This window comes from Pseudomonas sp. NY15463 (assembly GCF_048068415.1).
Lineage (GTDB): Bacteria > Pseudomonadota > Gammaproteobacteria > Pseudomonadales > Pseudomonadaceae > Aquipseudomonas > Aquipseudomonas mosselii_C.
Map to the genome: position 1 here is coordinate 196,819 of NZ_JBLUQD010000008.1, position 20,250 is coordinate 217,068.

Consider the following 20,250-nt stretch of genomic DNA (forward strand, 5'->3'; position numbering starts at 1 on the left):
CATGAGCAAATCCTTGTTGATCATCAGTCGCCAGGCGCCGTGGAGCGGCCCATCCGCCCGCGAGGCGCTGGACATTGCCTTGGCCGGTGGCGCGTTTGACCTTCCGCTGGGCATGCTGTTCCTGGACGACGGCGTGTTCCAACTGACCGCAGCCCAGCAGCCCGATGCCCTGCAACAGAAGAATCTGACCGCCAACCTCCAGGCCCTGCCGATGTTCGGCGTCGAGGCGCTGTTCGCCTGTGGCCACAGCCTGGCCCTCAGGGGCCTCAGCGGCGAGGCACTGAGCTTGCCGGTCGAGGTGCTCGATGAGACCGCGCTCAAGGCGCTGATTGCCCGTTTCAACCATGTGGTGACGCTCTGATGACAACCCTGCATATCATTGCCCACTCGCCTTTTGGCGACGAACGCCTGGCCAGTTGCCTGCGCCTTCTGGGACCCGATGACGCGCTGCTGTTGTGTGGTGATGCCACCTACGCGCTGCGGCCCGGCAGCGCGCCGCTGCATGCGTTGCAGGCAGCCGGGCTCGGTGATCGCCTGTACGCCCTGGACGAAGACCTGCGAGCCCGGGCCCTCGAAACGGCCCAGGTCAAAGCGCTGGACTATCCCGCATTCGTCGAACTCACCCTACACTACGACAAGGTCAACAGCTGGCTATGAACACCCTGACTGTCGGCGATCGCTCAATCGCCCTGGACAAGGACGGCTTCCTGGTCGATTTGCAGGACTGGTCCCACGAGGTCGCCGAATCCCTTGCCGCCCGCGAGCACATTGCCCTGAGCGCCGAGCATTGGGAGATTCTCGAACTGCTGCGCCAGTTTCACGCGCAGTACCAGCTGTCGCCAGCCACCCGCCCGCTGATCAAGTACACTGCGCTCAACCTGGGTGTGGAAAAGGGCAATAGCCTGCATCTGAATCGCCTGTTCAATGGCACCCCCGCCAAACTCGCCGCGAAGCTCGCGGGCCTGCCCAAACCGACCAACTGCATATGACCCAGTCACTTCCACGCCCATTGACCCTGGAAACCCCAGCCGAACACCCCTTCGCCGAATTCGTGCGCATCCTGGGCAAAGGCAAGCGCGGTGCGCGCGGCCTGACCCGCGAGGAAGCCCGCGCAGCCATGCGCCTGCTGCTCGAAGGCAAGGTCGAGGACACCCAACTGGGCGCCTTTCTCATGCTGCTGCGACACAAGGAAGAGAGCGCCGACGAACTGGCCGGTTTCACCGAGGCCCTGCGTGCCCAGCTCACGGCACCGCGCATCGCGGTGGACCTCGACTGGCCGAGCTACGCCGGCAAGAAGCGTCACCTGCCCTGGTACCTGCTGGCGATCAAGTGCTTGGCCGGCAACGACGTGCGCATCTTCATGCACGGCGGCGGCGCACACACGGCCGGGCGGATGTACACCGAGCAACTGCTGGGCCTGCTGGACATACCGGTGTGCCGCGACTGGGCCGCAGTCGAGCAAGCACTGCAGCGCGGCAACCTGGCGTTCGCCCCACTGCTGGACTGGGCACCGCAGTTGCAACGCATGATTGATCTGCGCAACACCCTGGGCCTGCGCTCTCCCATCCACTCCCTGGCCCGTGTACTCAACCCGCTGTCCGCCCGCTGCGGCCTGCAAAGCATCTTTCACCCCGGCTATCAGGCCGTACACCGCGAGGCCAGCCGCCTGCTCGGCGACCACGCCGTGGTGATCAAGGGCGACGGGGGCGAGATTGAGGTCAATCCAGATGTCATCAGCCACCTCTACGGCACCTCGCAAGGCGAGGCCTGGGACGAGGAATGGCCGGCCCTGAGCGCCCAGCGCCATGTAAAACCGGCAAGCCTCGAACCTGAGCACCTGTTGGCGGTATGGCGTGGTGAGTCCGAGGACAGCTACGGTGAACTGGCCGTGGTAGCGACCATGGCCCTGGCGCTACGCGGGCTGGGCCAGGACCGTGAGCACGCCTTCAGCAACGCTCGCGCGTACTGGGCTAATCGCCAAACCATCGAATTAAGCGATTAAAAGACCCTAGTCTTTGCGCTATTTATTCGAACGTTTTTCTCTAGACTGGGCTCCAACGACAAACAACTTTTGTTCCAAGGAGCTTCAGCATGGGCCTTTTGATCGAGGGTCACTGGCACGATCAGTGGTATGAGAACGGCAAGGACGGTGCCTTCAAGCGTGAAAACGCACAGCGTCGTAACGCACTGCCCGCCCCCGAGGCAGGTCGCTACCACCTGTACGTATCGCTGGCGTGTCCATGGGCCCACCGCACCCTGATCTTGCGCGCCATCAAGGGCCTGGAACCGCTGATCGATGTGTCGGTGGTGAGCTGGCTGATGGGCGAGCACGGCTGGACCTTCGACCGGCAGAACGGCTCCACCGGCGACCACTTGGACGCCTTGCAGTACCTGCACCAGCGCTACACCCAGGACGACCCGCACTACACCGGCCGTGTGACCGTGCCGGTGCTGTGGGACAAACAGGAAAAACGCATCGTCAACAACGAGTCGGCCGAGATCATCCGTATCTTCAACTCGGCCTTCGACGAACTGACCGGCAATACCCTGGACCTCTATCCCGCCCCGCTGCGCGCGACCATAGATGCGCTCAACGAGCGCATCTATCCGGCAGTGAACAACGGCGTGTACCGCGCCGGATTCGCCACCACGCAAGACGCCTACGAGGCGGCGTTCGACGATGTATTCAACGAGCTGGATCACCTCGATGCCCTGCTCGGCCAGCAGCGTTACCTGGCCGGTGAATACCTGACCGAAGCCGACATACGCCTGTTTACCACGCTGGTGCGCTTCGATGCGGTGTACCACGGCCACTTCAAGTGCAACCTGCGCCGCCTGAGCGACTACCCGAACCTCTCCAACTGGCTGCGCGAGCTGTATCAGTGGCCAGGTGTTGCGAATACGGTGGACATGCAACATATCCAGAAGCACTACTACATGAGCCACAAGACCATCAACCCGACCGGTATCGTGCCCAAGGGCCCGCTGCAGGACTTCAACCAGCCGCATGATCGCGAGCGGTTGCCGGGCAAGGGAATCTGGCAGGCCGACTGAGCGGCATGCACGCATCAATCGCGCCTGCCGTGCCGGGGGCGCGATGGGCCGCACAGCGGCCCATGCGGTTCAACTGTCTTGCTGCATCCCTTCGAACCACGCCAGCTTGTCACGCAATTGCACCACTTCCCCGACGATCACCAGGGTCGGCGCATGCACTTCATGCTGGGCCACCAACGCTGGCAAATCCGCCAACGTCCCGGTGAACACCCGCTGGTTGCGGGTTGTGCCCTGCTGCACCAGCGCCGCTGGCGTGCTAGCCGCGCGCCCATGGCGGATCAGCTCGGCGCAAATGGTCGGCAAGCCCACCAGGCCCATGTAGAACACCAGGGTCTGCGCAGGCGCCACCAAGTCGTTCCAAGGCAGGTTGCTGGTGCCGTCCTTCAGGTGCCCGGTTACGAAACGCACCGACTGGGCGTAGTCACGGTGGGTCAGCGGAATTCCACCATAAGCCGAGCAGCCGCTGGCGGCGGTGATGCCCGGTACGACCTGGAACGGGATACCCTGTTCGGCCAGTTCCTCGATCTCCTCGCCACCACGGCCGAAGATGAACGGATCGCCCCCCTTCAGGCGCAACACGCGCTTGCCCTGCTGGGCAAGGTCCACCAACAGGCGGTTGATCTGGTCTTGCGGTACGGCGTGGTCAGCACGGCGCTTACCGACATAGATACGCTCGGCATCACGCCGGCACATCTCGATGATGGCCGGAGCCACCAAGCGGTCATACAGCACCACGTCAGCTTGCTGCATCAAGCGCAAGGCGCGGAAGGTCAGCAGGTCAGGATCGCCCGGGCCTGCACCGACCAAGTACACCTCACCGCCTTGCTGCACAGGCGCACCGTCGACCATCGCTTGCAACAGGCGCTCGGCCTCGGCGCCCTGCCCAGCCAACTGGCGCTCGGCAATCGGGCCCTGGAACACGCTCTCCCAGAAGCCGCGACGCTGGTTGACGTCCGGGTACAGGCCCTTGACCTTTTCGCGAAAGCGCGCGGCAAGCCCCGCCAATTCTCCGTAGGCCGCAGGAATCCAGGCCTCCAATTTGGCGCGGATCAGCCGTGCCAGTACCGGCGCGTCGCCACCGCTGGACACCGCCACCACCAGAGGTGAACGGTCGACGATAGCTGGGAAGATCACCGTGCACAGGGCCGGCGCATCCACCACGTTGACCGGCACGCTCAGCGCTTGGGCGTCGGCAGAAACCAGGGCGTTGAGCGCAGGATCGTCGGTGGCCGCGATGACCAGACGGCAGCCTGCGACATCGCTGGACTGGTATCCGCGCACCAACACTTCGCCCCCAACCTCGCGGGCCAAGGCGGCGAGCTGGTCGTCGACCTGCGGCGCCACCACGCGCAGCGCAGCCCCGGCATCGGCCAGCAAGCGCGCCTTACGCAGCGCGATCTCGCCACCGCCGACGACCAGCGCGCGCGCCCCCTGCAGCTTGTGGAATAGCGGCAGGTAGTCCATATCAGCGAATCACCTCAAGGCCGCCCATGTAGGGTTTGAGCACGTCCGGCACGCGGATCGAGCCGTCGGCCTGCTGGTAGTTCTCCAGCACCGCCACCAGCGTACGCCCAACCGCCAGGCCCGAGCCGTTCAGGGTATGCACCAACTCTGGCTTGCCGGTTTCCGGGTTACGCCAGCGCGCCTGCATGCGACGGGCCTGGAAGTCGCCGCAGTTGGAGCAGGAGCTGATCTCACGGTATTTGTCCTGGCTCGGGACCCACACTTCCAGGTCGTAAGTCTTCACCGCGCCAAAGCCCATGTCGCCGGTGCACAAGGCCAGCACGCGGTATGGCAGCTCCAGCAGTTGCAGTACGCGCTCGGCGTTGGCAGTGAGGCCTTCGAGGGCTTCCATGGATTTGGACGGCTCCACCACCTGAACCATCTCGACCTTGTCGAACTGGTGCTGGCGGATCATGCCCCGGGTATCTCGGCCCGAAGCACCAGCCTCGCTACGGAAGCATGGGGTGTGGGCGACGTACTTGATCGGCAACTGCTTGGCGTCGAGGATCTGCTCGGCCACCAGGTTGGTCAGCGACACCTCGGCGGTCGGGATCAGGTAGAAGTCAGCTTCACCCTCACGGCTGATCTTGAACAGATCTTCCTCGAACTTCGGCAACTGGCCAGTGCCTTGCAGGGCTGGAGCTTGTACCAGGTACGGGGTATAGGCTTCCTCGTAACCGTGCTCGCCGGTGTGCAGGTTGATCATGAACTGCGCCAGTGCGCGGTGCAGGCGAGCGATAGGGCCGCGCAACACGGCAAAACGTGCGCCGGAGAGCTTGGCGGCGGCTTCGAAATCCAGTCCACCACTGATCTCGCCCAGGGCGACATGGTCCTTGATCTCGAAATCGAAAGCTTTTGGAGTGCCCCAGCGGCGCACTTCGACGTTGTCGTCTTCGCTGGCCCCCACCGGCACGCTGGCGTCCGGCAGGTTGGGAATGGTCAGCAGGATGCCGTCCAGCTCGGCCTGGATCGCGTCCAACTCGGTCTTGCCAGCAGCCAGCTCGTTGGCCATGCGCTCGACGTCAGCCATCAGCGGGGCGATGTCCTCGCCCTTGGCCTTGGCCTGGCCGATGGACTTGGAGCGGGCGTTACGCTCGGCCTGCAGCTGCTCGGTGCGGGTCTGCACCGCCTTGCGGCGCTCTTCCAGTGACTCGATGCGCGCGACATCCAGGCTGAAGCCACGGGAGGCCAGGCGATCCGCCACTTCCTGAAGTTGGCCGCGTAACAGTTTGGAATCGAGCATATCGTTCTCTCGTTATGTGTAGGTATTGGTTCAGAATCGGGTCAGCGAAAGGCCCGCCCAGGTGGCGAGCAGCCCGCCCATTACGCTGATCGCGCTATAGCCCAAGGCTAGCGGGACTTGCCCGCTTTCCAGCAAGCGCACGGTATCCAGCGAAAAGGAGGAAAACGTCGTCAGGCCGCCAAGAAAGCCCACGATCAGCCCGGCGCGCAGCTCGACCGGCACCAGGGGTTTGTGCAGGAACAGGCCGTACAGCAGGCCGATCAGCAGGCAGCCGACCAAGTTGACCGCCAGCGTACCCAGATAGAAGTGCCGTGGCCAGTGGGCGGTGACCCAATTGGCCGTGGCAAAGCGCAGCAAGGTGCCGGCGATACCGCCAGCGCTCACAGCAGCGATCAGTGCAATCACGGTTTTCTCCGCTGACGGGGGCTATTGCGGTCGAGTTCGCTCAGATGGCGCAGTTTCTCGCCAATCTTCAGCTCAAGGCCACGTGGCACCGGTTGGTAATACTGGCGCGGTTCGAGCTGCTCGGGGAAATAGTCCTCGCCGGCAGCGTAGGCATCGGGTTCGTCATGGGCGTAGCGATACTCCTCGCCATAGCCCAGTTGCTTCATCAGTTTGGTCGGCGCGTTGCGCAAGTGCAGCGGCACCTCCAGCGAGCCGTGCTCGGCGGCCTCGCGCATGGCCGCCTTGAAGCCCATGTACACCGCGTTGCTCTTGGGTGCACAGGCAATATAGGTAATCGCCTGAGCCACGGCCAGCTCACCCTCGGGGCTGCCCAGGCGTTCCTGCACGTCCCAGGCCGCCAGGCACAGGCTCAGTGCGCGCGGGTCCGCGTTGCCAATATCCTCGCTGGCCATGCGTACCACCCGACGAGCGATATACAACGGGTCGCAGCCACCATCGAGCATGCGCGCGTACCAGTACAACGCGCCATCGGGGTTAGAGCCACGCACCGACTTGTGCAACGCCGAAATCTGGTCGTAGAACGCCTCGCCGCCCTTATCGAAGCGCCGACGGCTATCACCGAGCAGGCTTTGCAACAGCTCGACGCCGATATCACCGCCGTCCTCGGCCAGGTCAGAGGCGTTTTCGAGGAAGTTGAGCATGCGCCGGCCATCGCCATCGGCGGCGGCCATGAGCATCTTAAAGGCGTCATCGCCCAGTCGCAGGTTACGCTTGCCCAGGCCGCGCTCCTCGCTCAGGGCGCGCTCCACCAGCTTGCGCAGGGCCGCTTCGTCGAGGCTCTTGAGCACATAGACCCGGGCCCGCGATAGCAGTGCGTTGTTGAGTTCGAACGAAGGGTTCTCGGTAGTGGCACCGATGAAGATCAGCGTGCCGTCTTCCACATAAGGCAGAAAAGCGTCCTGTTGCGACTTGTTGAAGCGGTGCACCTCGTCGACGAACAGGATGGTACGCCGGCCATACTGACCGGCCTGCTGCTTGGCCACCTCGACGGCCTGGCGGATTTCCTTGACCCCCGCCAGCACCGCCGAGACCGTTTCGAAGTGCGCATCGCAAAACTGTGCCAGCAGCCGCGCCAGCGTAGTCTTGCCCACCCCTGGCGGCCCCCAGAAGATCATCGAATGCAGCGCACCCTGCTCCAGCGCCTCGCGCAGCGGCTTGCCGCGCGCCAGCAGGTGCTCCTGCCCGACGTACTCATCCAGGTTGGACGGACGCAAGCGGGCGGCCAGGGGCTGGGCGACAGGTTCGCTTCGAAACAGGTCCATCACAGGCTCCGGTTACTCCTTGATGACATCCGCACCTTTGGGAATGTCAAAGGTGAATCGGCTTTCCGGTACAGGCGCGTTGGCCTTGACGCCGTTGAACAGGATGTTGGTGCGCTGACCAACGCTATCGACCAGTTGCATCTCGTTGATCAGGCCTTTGCGGAACGACACGCGCAGCGAGTCGAACAGGGTGTCCTTGGTCTTGGGCTTCAAGGTGAAGTCCATGACCTCGCCCTGCTCCAGCGAGCTGATGTCGAAGCTCTGGCTGATCTTCGACACGTCACCGGACAGCAGCAGCGCCGGGGTCTGGTTCAGGCGCACATCGAGTTTCTTGATGGTGGCTTGCTCCAGGTCTGGGTCCCATAGGGTGACGTTCTTGCCGTCCGACACCACCACCTGCTCTTGGGGCGCGTCGGTGTGCCAGTAGAACAGGCCCGGGCGCTTGACGGTCATCTTGCCCGACGTCTCCTGCAAGCTGGTGCCGCTGGCATCGATGGTCAGCTGGGAGAAATTGGCCTCGATGGTCTGCGACTTCTCGAGCAGTTGGGTCAGGCGCTGGACATCCTTTTCCCCGGCGTGGGCCGACAGGCTGGCCGCGGCCAGGGCAGATACCAACAGCATGCGGATCATGCGCATGGAAATCCTCGTAGAACAGTGAATGGGCCGGGTGCCGTGGTTGCACCCGGCAGGGAAATAGTCAATCGCGCGGGCCGCCAGGGGCAATCACTTCCCGCGAGCCGTTGCTGTTCATGGGGGTGACTACACCGGCCATTTCCATGGCTTCGATCATGCGAGCGGCGCGGTTGTAGCCGATCTTGAGCTTGCGCTGCACCGCCGAGATCGACGCCCGGCGGCTTTCCAGTACGAACTGCACGGCTTCGTCGTACAAGGCGTCGCTTTCGGAGTCATCACCGTCACCGCCACCAGCGCCGCCCTCGAAGCCGCTACCGGCCTCCTCGACGCCATTGAGGATATCGTCGTTGTAGTCTGGGGCGCCACGCAGTTTCCAGGCTTCGACGACGCGGTGGACCTCGTCGTCGGAGACGAACGCACCGTGCACACGGATCGGCAGGCTGGTGCCCGGTGGCATGTAGAGCATGTCACCGTGGCCCAGCAACTGCTCGGCGCCGCCTTGGTCGATGATGGTCCGCGAGTCGATCTTGCTCGATACTTGGAACGCCATGCGGGTCGGGATGTTGGCCTTGATCAGGCCGGTGATCACATCCACCGACGGACGCTGGGTAGCCAGGATCAAGTGGATACCGGCGGCACGGGCCTTTTGTGCGATACGTGCGATCAGCTCTTCGACCTTCTTGCCGACGATCATCATCATGTCGGCGAATTCGTCCACCACCACCACGATGGTCGGCAGGGTCTTCAGGGTGGGCGGCTCGTCGTCCATGCTCTCGCGACGGTACAGCGGATCGTGAATGACCTCGCCAGCCTCCTGGGCGTCCTTGATCTTGCGGTTGAAGCCGGCCAGGTTACGCACACCCATGGCCGCCATCAGCTTGTAGCGCCGCTCCATCTCGGCAACGCTCCAGCGCAGGGCGTTGGCCGCGTCCTTCATGTCAGTGACCACCGGGCACAGCAGGTGCGGGATGCCTTCGTAGATCGACAGTTCGAGCATCTTCGGATCGATCATGATCAACCGAGCGTCTTCCGGGCCGGATTTGAACAGGATCGACAGGATCATGGCGTTCACGCCCACCGACTTACCGGAACCGGTGGTACCGGCCACCAGCAGGTGCGGCATTTTCGCCAGGTCGGTGATCACCGGCTTGCCGCCGATGTCGTGGCCCAAGGCGAGCGTGACCGGGGACTTCTGCTCATCGTACTGCGGAGTGGACAGCACTTCGGAGAAACGCACCATCTGGCGGTTCTCGTTGGGAATCTCGATCCCCACGGTGGTCTTGCCGGGGATCACCTCGACCACGCGCACGCTGGTCACGGCCAGGGAACGGGCCAAGTCCTTGGCCAGGTTGGCGATACGGCTGACCTTGACGCCTGCGGCGGGCTGGATCTCATAACGGGTGATCACAGGGCCCGGGTGGATAGAGTCCACCGACACCTCGACACCAAACTCCTTGAGTTTGATTTCCAGCAGTTGACCGACGCCTGCGAGCGACTCGGGCGAGTACTCGATCTTCTTCTGCTCGGCAGGATCGAGGATAGAAATCGACGGCAGGGTGCCCTCGACGGCGCTGTCGACGAACAATGGCGCCTGTTTTTCCTTCATCACCCGCTTGCTCGGCTCAACCACGGCAGCCGGGGTCGGCGGCACGATGGCCGGTGCAGCCGGCTGCACCCGAGGTACGACGGGCTCGCGCGGCGCCACGGGCCGAACCGGTGGTTCGTCCCGCTCGACGGCGCGTTCGCGTGCTTGCGGCTTGATCGGCTCGCGCTTCTCGGCGGCCATGGGCGCTACGTCCAGCATCGGCTCGTCCACTTCACGCAGCTGTGCCACCAGGCGTTTGCGCTCGTTGCGCGCCTCCCACCAGCGATTGGCCGCACCTTGCACCAGCTCGAACAAGTCGAGGGTGATCTTGCCGGTCAGGTCCATCACCTTGAACCAGGACAGATCGGTGAACACCGTCAGGCCGAACAGGAACAGGGCGATGAACATCAGGGTACTACCCTGCACATTCAGCAGGCTACGTGCCAGATCGCCAAGACTCTCGCCCAACGCCCCGCCAGCGGAAAACGGCATGCTCGCGGGCGGATGGAAGTGAATGTGCGCCAGCGCAGCCCCCGACAACACCAGGAACACCAGGCCGATCAGCCGCCAGGAAAACAGCCAGCCGCTCCACTGCCAGGGTTGATGCCGCTCGCGAAAAATCTGCCAGGTCTTGATGGCCAGCAGCAGCGGGAAGATGTAGGCGAAATAGCCGAGCACCATGAACAGGATGTCGGCGAAGTAGGCTCCGGCACGCCCCGCGGCGTTCTGTACCTGCTCGACGTTGCTCGTGTGGCTGAAGCCTGGGTCGGAGGTATCGTAGGTGACCAGTGCCATCCACAGGTACAGGCACAGCGCACCAACGGCGATCAGCGCGCCTTCCTTGAGGCGATAATGCAGCTGCTGCCGCCACAGGGGCACAGGCAAGGGAGCTGGAGTTGCGGTGGATTTCTTCAAAACGCGTCTATTCCTGCGCGAATAGTGATTGACCGGTGACTGGCCAACAAATCACTACTTTTAACATTACTGCCCGCCAGCCGCCATGGCGGCACGCCGTCAGGGGCGTGAACGGGGGCTACTTTCATATAGCTGCAATTTGAGCACGCATTTTCTTTCGTGACAAAGGCTTATGCTGTGTTTTTGCACAGGTGTGACAGCAAATCCGGCAGATGGTGCCTGGCGATTGATCAATACACCGGCACAGCGGATGCCTTCGCAGGCCAACCTGCAACCGATCCTGCTGGCGATTGACCCTGAAATGCGCACGCGCCATGCTGGTCGCCCTCCCCTCCCCCACCGCTTAAGACCCATGCTGACCTGGCTGACCCGCGACTCACTGACCTTCCCACCATTGGCAAAGGCCTTGCACGACCCCAACGGCCTGCTTGCCGTCGGCGGCGACCTGACGCCCGAGCGCCTCATCGCCGCGTATCGGCATGGCTGCTTCCCGTGGTATCAGGACGGTCAACCGATCCTCTGGTGGTCGCCAGACCCGCGCACCGTGCTGCTGCCCCACGAGCTGCACGTCTCACGCTCGCTGGCCAAGCTGATGCGCCAGGGCCGCTACCAGGTCAGTTTCGACCGCGACTTTGCCGCCGTCATCGACGCCTGCGCTGCGCCGCGCACCTACGCCGACGGCACCTGGATCACTGACGATATGCGCGCCGCTTACTGCGAGCTGCACCGTCGCGGCATCGCTCATTCAGTGGAAGTGCGCCAGGACGGCGAGCTGGTCGGCGGCTTGTATGGCCTGGCCATGGGCCAGCTGTTCTTCGGGGAATCGATGTTCAGTCGCGCCGACAACGCCTCCAAGGTGGGCTTCGCGACCCTGGTCGAGCATCTCAAGCAAGCAGGCTTCGTGCTGATCGACTGCCAGATGCCTACCGATCACCTGCACAGCCTGGGTGCCCGAGCCATCAGCCGGGCAGACTTCGCCGAATACCTGGCGCAGCACCTGGACAAGCCCAACACCGCCACCTGGGTTGCCTAGGCGAGTTTTTCGGAGCTGGCTTACACTTAGAGACAAAGTCCCACCCAAAAAGGGGTTGATCATGACAGAGCTGGCGCGGTTGAAGTTTTATGCCACTCAACCCCACTCCTGCAGCTACTTGCCGAACGAGCAGGCCACCACGCTGTTTCTCGACCCGAGCCAGCCGATGGACGTGCACGTCTATGCTGACCTCTCGGAAATGGGTTTCCGGCGCAGCGGCGATCACCTCTATCGCCCACACTGCCAGCACTGCAACGCCTGTGTGCCAGCACGCATTCCCGCCGCGCGCTTCATCCCCAATCGCCAGCAGCGGCGCATCCTCAAGCGCAATGCCGATATCAGCGTCACCGCAGCGCGCCCCGTCTTCACAGAAGAATACTTCGACCTGTACCGGCGCTACATCGAACAGCGCCACGCCGATGGTGACATGTACCCACCCAGCCGCGACCAGTTTTCGACGTTCCTGGTGCGCGACTTGCCGTTCTGCTGGTTCTACGAATTCCGCCTGGAAGGCCACCTGATGGCCGTAGCGGTGTGCGACCTGCTGCCCAACGGCCTGTCGGCGGTCTACACCTTCTACGATCCTGATCAAGAGCGCCGAAGCCTGGGTCGTTTCGCCATCTTGTGGCAAATCACCGAAGCGTTGCGCCAGGATCTGGAGGCGGTCTACCTGGGCTACTGGATCAAGAACTGCAAGAAAATGAACTACAAGACTCAGTACCGCCCCATCGAACTGCTGATCAACCAACGCTGGGTCAGCCTCAACTGAAAGCATTGGCTTGAAACACAATTTTCGGGCATAATTCACGCCACTTTTTTTGCCCGGTGCAGTCACGCGTCGGGCCAACACTGGATACCGAGGGCTTTACTGCATGTCGAAAGAAGACAGCTTCGAAATGGAAGGCACTGTCGTCGACACCCTGCCCAACACCATGTTCCGCGTGGAGTTGGAAAACGGGCACGTCGTTACCGCGCACATCTCCGGCAAGATGCGCAAGAACTACATCCGAATTCTGACTGGCGACAAGGTCCGCGTCGAACTGACGCCGTACGACCTGAGCAAGGGCCGCATCACCTACCGTGCGCGCTAAGCTCCAGCCATGAAAAAGCCCGGCCAAGTGCCGGGCTTTTTCATGGCTGGACGAAACAGCGCCGCAGGCGCCCGCCCCCAACCTGGAAGCAGGCACCCCGACCCTGGGCCTTACGCCACCTCAGCGGTGGTTTCGTAGTCGAACACCAGCTCGCCGTCGTGCAGGTCGATGTGCACCACACCGCCATGCTCGGCCAACTCGCCGAACAGGATCTCCTCGGCCAACGGCCGCTTGATCTTGTCCTGGATCAACCGCGCCATAGGCCGCGCGCCCATCGCCACGTCGTAGCCGGTGGTCGCCAGCCAGCCACGGGCAGCGTCGGAAACCTCCAGCAGCACACGCTTGTCCTCCAACTGCGCCTGCAGCTCGATGAGGAACTTATCGACGATGCTCTTGATCGTCTCATGGGACAGACGACCAAACTGGATGATGGTGTCCAGACGGTTGCGGAACTCCGGCGTGAAGCTCTTGCGAATGACTTCCATCGCATCGGAGGAGTGGTCCTGATGCGTGAAGCCGATCGAGGCCCGCGCGGCGGTTTCAGCACCGGCGTTGGTGGTCATGATCAGGATCACGTTACGGAAGTCGGCCTTGCGCCCGTTGTTGTCGGTCAGGGTCCCGTGGTCCATCACCTGCAACAGCAAGTTGAAGACTTCCGGGTGGGCCTTCTCGATTTCATCGAGTAGCAATACGCAGTGCGGTTGCTTGGTGATCGCCTCGGTCAGCAGACCGCCCTGATCGAACCCTACATAGCCAGGCGGCGCACCGATCAAGCGCGAAACGGTGTGGCGCTCCATGTACTCGGACATGTCGAAGCGAACCAACTCCACCCCCAGCGCCTTGGCCAACTGACGGGCAACCTCGGTCTTGCCCACCCCGGTAGGGCCGGCGAACAAGAACGAGCCGACTGGTTTGTCCGGCGCCTTGAGCCCGGCACGGGACAACTTGATGGCGGTGGATAGCGAGTCGATTGCCGCGTCCTGACCGAATACGGTCAGCTTCAGGTCACGCTCCAGGTTACGCAGCAGCTCTTTATCGGAACTGGTGACATGCTTGGGCGGAATCCGCGCGATTTTGGCGACAATATCTTCGACCTGCGGCACATCAATGCGCTTGACGCGACTGGCTTCGGGCTGCAAACGCTGATAGGCGCCGGCCTCATCAATCACGTCGATGGCCTTGTCCGGCATATGCCGGTCGTTGATGTAGCGCGAGGCCAGTTCGGCAGCGGCGCGCAGGGCTTCGTCGCTGTACTCGATGTTGTGATGGCTCTCGAAACGCCCTTTCAGTCCACGCAGGATGCCCACGGTATCTTCCACCGACGGCTCGGTGACGTCGACCTTCTGGAAACGCCGCGCCAACGCCCGGTCCTTCTCGAAGATGCCACGGAACTCCTGGAAGGTGGTCGAGCCAATGCAGCGAATATCGCCGGACGACAGCAACGGCTTGAGCAGGTTGGAAGCATCCATCACGCCCCCGGACGCAGCACCGGCACCGATGATGGTATGGATCTCGTCAATGAACAGGATCGCCTGCGGGCGCTTACGCAACTCGCCGAGCAGCGCCTTGAAGCGCTTCTCGAAGTCGCCACGGTATTTGGTACCGGCCAGCAGCGCGCCAAGGTCGAGCGAGTAGACCACACTCTGCGCCAACAAATCAGGCACTTGCCCGTCGACGATGCGCTTGGCCAGGCCTTCGGCGATGGCGGTCTTGCCGACACCAGCCTCGCCCACCAGCAGTGGGTTGTTTTTGCGGCGGCGCGCCAGGATCTGCGCGACCCGCTCGACCTCCTGCTCACGCCCCACCAGTGGGTCGATACGTCCGGCACGGGCCAGTTCGTTAAGGTTGCTGGCGTAGGCATCCAGCGGATTGCTCGACGAAGACGACTCACCGCCCTCCTCGTCCTGCATGTCCTGGTCGTTTTCGGTATGCGGGCCATGGCCAGGCACCTTGCTGATGCCATGAGCGATGTAGTTGACCACATCGATACGGGCCACGCTCTGCTGCTTGAGCAGGAACACGGCCTGGCTTTCCTGTTCGCTGAAAATGGCCACCAGCACATTCGCCCCAGTGACTTCGCGCTTGCCGGAACTCTGCACGTGGAACACGGCACGCTGCAGCACCCGCTGGAAACCAAGCGTCGGCTGCGTCTCGCGATCCTCGTCATGCACGGGAATCAGCGGCGTGGTGGAGTCGATGAACTCTTGCAGGTCGTGCTTGAGCTTGTCGAGGTTGGCGCCACAGGCGCGCAGAACGGTCGCGGCGGCTTCATTGTCAAGGAGTGCCAGCAACAGGTGTTCGACGGTCATGAACTCATGACGCTTAGAACGGGCCTCCTTGAAGGCCAGATTGAGGGTGACTTCGAGCTCGCGGTTTAACATAGCTTCACCTCATACCCAAGTGGTCGGCGATTAACCGTCCTTCTCGATTTCACAGAGTAGCGGATGCTGGCTTTCCCTGGCGTATTGGTTGACCTGCATGGCCTTTGTTTCGGCGATGTCCCGGGTAAACAATCCGCATACTGCCCGCCCTTCGGTATGGACGGTCAGCATGATCTTCGTTGCCAGCTCGCGGTTCAGATTGAAGAACGTCTCGAGCACTTCGACGACGAAATCCATCGGTGTGTAGTCATCGTTGAACAAAACCACCTTATACATCGGTGGCGCCTGCAGAAGCGGCTTGGCCTCCTGTACCGCAAGGCCCGCGCCGTCATCCTCATGCCCGTCCTCATGCGACTGCGGGCGATCCTGATTGAATGTTAGTCGAATCTTACTGAGTACATGCATGGAAAGAATTTCATCATGATCGACACGTTAAGGTTGTGGGTTGACCGCTCAGGCCTTGTACGGCGTGGGCGCCGGGTGACCTTGACTATCGGCAAAACGGTGTTACAACCAATAAGAACCCACCGTGGGCGATAAAGATCCGCGCAGTCAACCAGATTTTCTCGCATGGTTCGTATGCGGATGACGTGGATGATACTCCAGTGATGGAGTCCTTGCAGAGGGACATAGGGATGGCAAGCGGCAAAGTCAAGTGGTTCAACAATGCCAAGGGCTACGGATTCATCAACGAGGAGGGCAAGACAGACGACTTGTTTGCCCACTTCTCGGAGATTCAAATGGAGGGCTACAAGTCGCTCAAAGCCGGCCAGACCGTCACCTTCAGCATTGTCCAGGGACCCAAGGGGCTGCACGCAGTAGGCATTACGGTCGGCATCACGGAAGTCGCCAAGTCGGCAGCCGACATTTGCCCGCGCGACACCGTCAAAGCCTGACACCTCTGCACTGAAAGAAAACAACCGGTCGCCAACGGCGCAGCCAGCGACCGGTTTTTTCGTGCACTACATGTGCTTGATCATTGCATCACCAAAGCCTGAACTGCCGACCAACGTGGCGCCCTCCATAAGGCGCTCGAAATCGTAGGTCACCGTCTTGGCTGCAATTGCCCCGTTGGTCCCCTTGATGATCAGGTCGGCCGCCTCGGTCCAGCCCATATGCCGCAGCATCATCTCCGCCGACAGGATCACCGAGCCCGGATTGACCTTGTCCTGCCCGGCATATTTGGGCGCCGTGCCGTGGGTGGCTTCGAACATCGCCACGCTGTCGGAGAGATTGGCACCCGGCGCGATACCGATACCCCCCACCTCCGCCGCCAGCGCGTCAGACAGATAGTCGCCGTTGAGGTTGAGCGTGGCGATGACATCGTACTCAGCCGGACGCAGCAAGATTTGCTGAAGCATCGCATCGGCGATGGCGTCCTTGACGATCACTTCACGGCCGGTTTTCGGATTCTTGAACCTCATCCATGGGCCTGCGTCGAGCAATTGGGCGCCGAACTCATCCCTGGCCACCTCGTAGCCCCAGTCCTTGAAGGCTCCCTCAGTGAACTTCATGATGTTGCCCTTGTGCACCAGGGTCAGCGATTCGCGGTCGTTGTCGACGACGTACTGCAAGGCCTTGCGCACCAGACGCTGGGTACCCTCCTTCGAAACGGGCTTGATACCGATGCCGCAATCCTGGTCGAAACGGATCTTGGTGACGCCCATTTCCTCCTTGAGGAATTTGATCACCTTGTTCGCCTCGGCAGAACCGGCCTTCCACTCGATCCCGGCATAGATATCCTCCGAGTTCTCGCGAAAGATCACCATGTCGACATCGCCCGGTTGCTTGACCGGGCTCGGCACGCCCTGAAACCACACGACCGGGCGCAGGCACACATAGAGATCCAGTTGCTGGCGCAGGGCAACGTTGAGCGAGCGGATACCGCCGCCGACCGGCGTGGTCAGCGGCCCTTTGATCGACACCACGTACTCCTTGACCGCATCGAGGGTTTCCTGGGGTAGCCAGGTGTCCTGGTCATAGACTTGGGTGGCTTTCTCGCCGGCGTACACCTCCATCCAGGCGATCTTGCGCTTGCCGCCATAAGCCTTGTGCACGGCAGCGTCCACCACCTTGATCATCACGGGCGAGACATCCACGCCGATGCCATCGCCCTCGATATAGGGAATGATCGGGTTGTCGGGAACATTGAGCGAATGGTCCGCATTGACGGTGATCTTGCTGCCGTCGGTCGGAACCTTGATCTTCTGGTATCCCATGCTGCACTACTCCGCTTTTCCTGGTGTGAGTGGAAATCGAGCGCTGCAATGAGCCTAAACCAGCTTTTCCGAGCTGCAAGCTTGAGGCGGCAAGCGGCAAGCAGCTCGCAAGCCTCTCAAGCGACTGCACTGACCCGAAACTCGCAGGACCAACGGACCCGCAGCCCATGCTGCTTGCCGCTCGTAGCTCGAAGCTTGCCGCCGCCCCTGTGCGACAACCCGCCACATTGTCGCTACGTCTTTGGTCTTATAAATGGCGTGATCGCACTTGACCTTGCTGAATAGGCCATTTGGTTTGATATACTGCGCCGCGACCATAGGGTCACTGGGGCGAACCCTTGGAAAATGCGGCTCGCCCTTGGTCATGAACGACCAGAAGCCTGGGTTGTTACCGTAGCCCAGCACTTGACGCTCGACTGATGCATCCACCATCACCGCTCGCAGCCTCTCGACTATCCGCTCATGGCGTCGCCAGGGCGAAGCGCCTACCCTGCGCACCTCGAGACTCGAGTACGCTCAGCACATAGAGAGTTAACCCGCATGCCCACCCGTTCCAAGATCATCTACACCTTCACCGACGAAGCCCCCGCCCTCGCCACCTACTCGCTGCTGCCGATCATCGAAGCCTTCACCGCTTCGGCTGACATCGCCGTAGAAACCCGCGACATCTCCCTGGCTGGCCGTATCCTCGCGGCGTTCCCGGAGCATCTGGGCGCAGAGAAGCAGGTAGGCGATCACCTGGCGGAACTGGGCCAACTGGCCACCACTCCAGAAGCCAACATCATCAAGCTGCCGAACATCTCCGCTTCGGTTCCGCAGCTCAAAGCCGCGATCAAGGAACTGCAAGCCAAAGGCTTCAACATCCCTGACTATGCCGACGAACCGGCCAGCGCCGAAGAGAAAGAATCCCGCGCGCGCTACGACCGCATCAAGGGCAGCGCCGTGAACCCGGTCCTGCGCGAAGGTAACTCCGACCGCCGCGCACCCCTGTCGGTCAAGAACTACGCACGCAAGCACCCACATAAAATGGGCGCCTGGGCTGCCGACTCCAAATCCCATGTTGCCCACATGACCCAGGGCGACTTCTACGGCAGCGAGAAAGCCGCACTGATCGAGGCTGACGACAGCCTGCGCATCGAACTGGTCGGCAAGGACGGTTCCACCACCGTCCTGAAAGAAAAAACCGCCGTCAAGGCCGCCGAAGTCGTCGACTGCGCCACCATGAGCCGCAAGGCCCTGAAAGCCTTCATCGCCGAGCAGATCGCCGATGCCAAGGCCTCCGGCGTACTGCTGTCGGTACACCTGAAAGCCACCATGATGAAGGTCTCCGACCCAATCATGTTCGGCGTGATCGTCGAAGCGTTCTACGGCGAAGTGCTGGCCAAGCACGCAGACGCCCTGAGCGAAGTCGGCTTCAACGCCAACAACGGTATCGGCGACCTGTACGCCCGTATCAAAGACCTGCCCGCTGAAAAGCAAGCCGAAATCGAAGCCGACATCCAGGCCCTGTACGCCGTACGCCCGGCGCTGGCCATGGTCAACTCCGACAAAGGCATCACCAACCTGCACGTACCGAGCGACGTCATCGTCGACGCCTCGATGCCGGCCATGATTCGCGACTCGGGCAAAATGTGGAACACCGCAGGTGAGCTGCAAGACGCCAAGGCGGTCATCCCAGATCGCTGCTACGCCGGCATCTACCAGGCCACCATCGAAGACTGCAAGCAGCATGGCGCCTTCGACCCGACCACCATGGGCAGCGTACCGAACGTCGGCCTGATGGCGCAGAAAGCCGAAGAGTACGGCTCCCACGACAAGACCTTCCAGGTCAAGGCCGACGGCGTCGTACGCGTGGTCGACAGCAAGGGCAACGTCGTGCTGGAGCAGAACGTCGAAGCTGGCGACATCTTCCGCATGTGCCAGACCAAGGACGCGCCGATCCAGGATTGGGTCAAGCTGGCCGTCAACCGCGCCCGCCTGAGCAACACGCCTGCGGTGTTCTGGCTGGACCCGGCTCGTGCCCACGACGGCGTGATGATCGAGAAAGTGCAGAAGTACCTGAAAGATCACGACACCACTGGCCTGGACATCCGTGTTCTGGCGCCGGTCGACGCCATCAAGTTCTCCCTGGCCCGCATCCGCGAAGGCAAGGACACCATCTCGGTGACCGGCAACGTGCTGCGCGACTACCTGACCGACCTGTTCCCGATCATGGAACTGGGCACCAGCGCCAAGATGCTGTCGATCGTGCCGCTGATGAACGGCGGCGGCTTGTTCGAAACCGGTGCTGGCGGCTCGGCACCGAAGCACGTACAGCAGCTGGTCGAAGAGAACTTCCTGCGCTGGGACTCGCTGGGTGAATTCCTGGCTCTGGCCGCCTCGCTCGAGCACCTGGGCAACACCTACGACAACCCACGTGCCAAAGTTCTGGCCAACACCCTGGACCAGGCGACCGGCAAGTTCCTCGACACCAACAAGTCGCCTTCGCGCAAAGTCGGTGGCATCGACAACCGCGGCAGCCACTTCTACCTGACCCTGTACTGGGCCCAAGCCCTGGCTGCTCAGAGCGACGACGTCGCCCTGCAGGCACGCTTCGCACCGCTGGCCAAGACCCTGACCGAGAACGAAGCGACCATCGTCGCCGAACTCAACGCCGTTCAGGGCAAACCGGCCGATATCGGCGGCTACTACGCCCCGGACGCCGAGCTGACCGCCAAGGTGATGCGTCCAAGCCAGACCCTGAACAGCGCCATCGCAGCACTGTAAGGTTCGCTTGAAGTAACAACACAAACCCCGGCCACGCACCGGGGTTTGTGCTTTCTGGATCACTGATTTCCGGCAGCGAGCGCCCCCACAGTGTCCGCAT

The 20,250-nt window shown here is 62.1% G+C and carries 19 protein-coding genes; 10 read left to right on the top strand and 9 right to left on the bottom strand.

Annotated elements, in window-relative coordinates:
- Position 1: 1 nt before the first annotated feature.
- The 5 genes from tusC (at position 2) to ACNFIC_RS20835 (ending at position 3,054) form a co-directional block, all read left to right on the top strand.
- Complete coding sequence (gene tusC / locus ACNFIC_RS20815; RefSeq protein ID WP_416781821.1) at positions 2-361, top strand: sulfurtransferase complex subunit TusC; 360 nt, start codon at positions 2-4, stop codon at positions 359-361.
- A complete protein-coding gene (gene tusB / locus ACNFIC_RS20820; protein ID WP_416781822.1) occupies positions 361-657 on the top strand; it encodes a sulfurtransferase complex subunit TusB in 297 nt (98 codons plus the stop codon). The genes tusC and tusB overlap by 1 nt, the downstream gene beginning before the upstream one ends.
- Positions 654-989, top strand: coding sequence for a TusE/DsrC/DsvC family sulfur relay protein (locus ACNFIC_RS20825; RefSeq protein WP_138221071.1), 336 nt, complete (start codon positions 654-656; stop codon positions 987-989). The genes tusB and ACNFIC_RS20825 overlap by 4 nt, the downstream gene beginning before the upstream one ends.
- Positions 986-2,002, top strand: coding sequence for a glycosyl transferase family protein (locus tag ACNFIC_RS20830; protein WP_416781824.1), 1,017 nt, complete (start codon positions 986-988; stop codon positions 2,000-2,002). Before ACNFIC_RS20825 ends, ACNFIC_RS20830 begins: the two co-directional genes overlap by 4 nt.
- Before the next feature lie 89 nt (positions 2,003-2,091).
- Positions 2,092-3,054 (top strand): glutathione S-transferase family protein, encoded by a 963-nt coding sequence (locus ACNFIC_RS20835; RefSeq protein WP_416781826.1) that lies wholly within the window; start codon positions 2,092-2,094, stop codon positions 3,052-3,054.
- 69 nt (positions 3,055-3,123) lie between these two features.
- Here the strand turns inward: ACNFIC_RS20835 and cysG are convergent, their stop codons facing one another.
- From cysG to ACNFIC_RS20865, 6 genes are all read right to left on the bottom strand, one after another.
- Entirely contained in the window at positions 3,124-4,518 is a 1,395-nt protein-coding gene (gene cysG, locus ACNFIC_RS20840; protein ID WP_138221068.1) for a siroheme synthase CysG, read from the bottom strand.
- A gap of 1 nt (position 4,519) precedes the next feature.
- The gene (serS, locus tag ACNFIC_RS20845; RefSeq protein WP_416781827.1) at positions 4,520-5,800 is read right to left on the bottom strand and encodes a serine--tRNA ligase; all 1,281 of its coding nucleotides are present in this window, start codon (positions 5,798-5,800) and stop codon (positions 4,520-4,522) included.
- 30 nt (positions 5,801-5,830) lie between these two features.
- Positions 5,831-6,205 carry a fluoride efflux transporter CrcB gene (gene crcB, locus ACNFIC_RS20850; RefSeq protein WP_138221066.1) on the bottom strand — a complete coding sequence of 125 codons (375 nt, stop codon included), beginning with the start codon at positions 6,203-6,205 and terminating at the stop codon, positions 5,831-5,833.
- Positions 6,202-7,527 (bottom strand): replication-associated recombination protein A, encoded by a 1,326-nt coding sequence (locus ACNFIC_RS20855; RefSeq protein WP_138221065.1) that lies wholly within the window; start codon positions 7,525-7,527, stop codon positions 6,202-6,204. The genes crcB and ACNFIC_RS20855 overlap by 4 nt, the downstream gene beginning before the upstream one ends.
- Positions 7,528-7,539: 12 nt before the next feature.
- Positions 7,540-8,163 (bottom strand): outer membrane lipoprotein chaperone LolA, encoded by a 624-nt coding sequence (gene lolA, locus ACNFIC_RS20860; RefSeq protein WP_138221064.1) that lies wholly within the window; start codon positions 8,161-8,163, stop codon positions 7,540-7,542.
- Between the two features lie 61 nt (positions 8,164-8,224).
- Positions 8,225-10,660, bottom strand: coding sequence for a DNA translocase FtsK (locus ACNFIC_RS20865; protein ID WP_138221063.1), 2,436 nt, complete (start codon positions 10,658-10,660; stop codon positions 8,225-8,227).
- 352 nt (positions 10,661-11,012) lie between these two features.
- Here ACNFIC_RS20865 and aat point away from each other — a divergent pair, with 352 nt between their 5' ends.
- From aat to infA, 3 genes are all read left to right on the top strand, one after another.
- Entirely contained in the window at positions 11,013-11,693 is a 681-nt protein-coding gene (gene aat / locus ACNFIC_RS20870; protein WP_138221062.1) for a leucyl/phenylalanyl-tRNA--protein transferase, read from the top strand.
- A 61-nt stretch (positions 11,694-11,754) separates the two neighbouring features.
- A complete protein-coding gene (locus ACNFIC_RS20875) occupies positions 11,755-12,462 on the top strand; it encodes an arginyltransferase (RefSeq protein WP_138221061.1) in 708 nt (235 codons plus the stop codon).
- Positions 12,463-12,565: 103 nt separating this feature from the next.
- Positions 12,566-12,784, top strand: coding sequence for a translation initiation factor IF-1 (gene infA / locus ACNFIC_RS20880; RefSeq protein ID WP_002553999.1), 219 nt, complete (start codon positions 12,566-12,568; stop codon positions 12,782-12,784).
- Between the two features lie 110 nt (positions 12,785-12,894).
- Here the strand turns inward: infA and clpA are convergent, their stop codons facing one another.
- Both clpA and clpS read right to left on the bottom strand, forming a co-directional pair.
- Entirely contained in the window at positions 12,895-15,165 is a 2,271-nt protein-coding gene (gene clpA, locus ACNFIC_RS20885) for an ATP-dependent Clp protease ATP-binding subunit ClpA (protein WP_138221060.1), read from the bottom strand.
- Positions 15,166-15,195: 30 nt separating this feature from the next.
- Positions 15,196-15,570: an ATP-dependent Clp protease adapter ClpS gene (gene clpS / locus ACNFIC_RS20890; protein WP_138221059.1), complete on the bottom strand. Its 375-nt coding sequence runs from the start codon at positions 15,568-15,570 to the stop codon at positions 15,196-15,198.
- A 230-nt stretch (positions 15,571-15,800) separates the two neighbouring features.
- On the opposite strand from clpS, the gene cspD reads away from it, so the two are divergent.
- A complete protein-coding gene (cspD, locus tag ACNFIC_RS20895; protein ID WP_138221058.1) occupies positions 15,801-16,061 on the top strand; it encodes a cold shock domain-containing protein CspD in 261 nt (86 codons plus the stop codon).
- 66 nt (positions 16,062-16,127) lie between these two features.
- Here the strand turns inward: cspD and icd are convergent, their stop codons facing one another.
- Complete coding sequence (gene icd / locus ACNFIC_RS20900; RefSeq protein WP_138221057.1) at positions 16,128-17,384, bottom strand: NADP-dependent isocitrate dehydrogenase; 1,257 nt, start codon at positions 17,382-17,384, stop codon at positions 16,128-16,130.
- A 540-nt stretch (positions 17,385-17,924) separates the two neighbouring features.
- On the opposite strand from icd, the gene ACNFIC_RS20905 reads away from it, so the two are divergent.
- Positions 17,925-20,150 (top strand): NADP-dependent isocitrate dehydrogenase, encoded by a 2,226-nt coding sequence (locus ACNFIC_RS20905; RefSeq protein WP_138221056.1) that lies wholly within the window; start codon positions 17,925-17,927, stop codon positions 20,148-20,150.
- Positions 20,151-20,250: the final 100 nt, after the last annotated feature.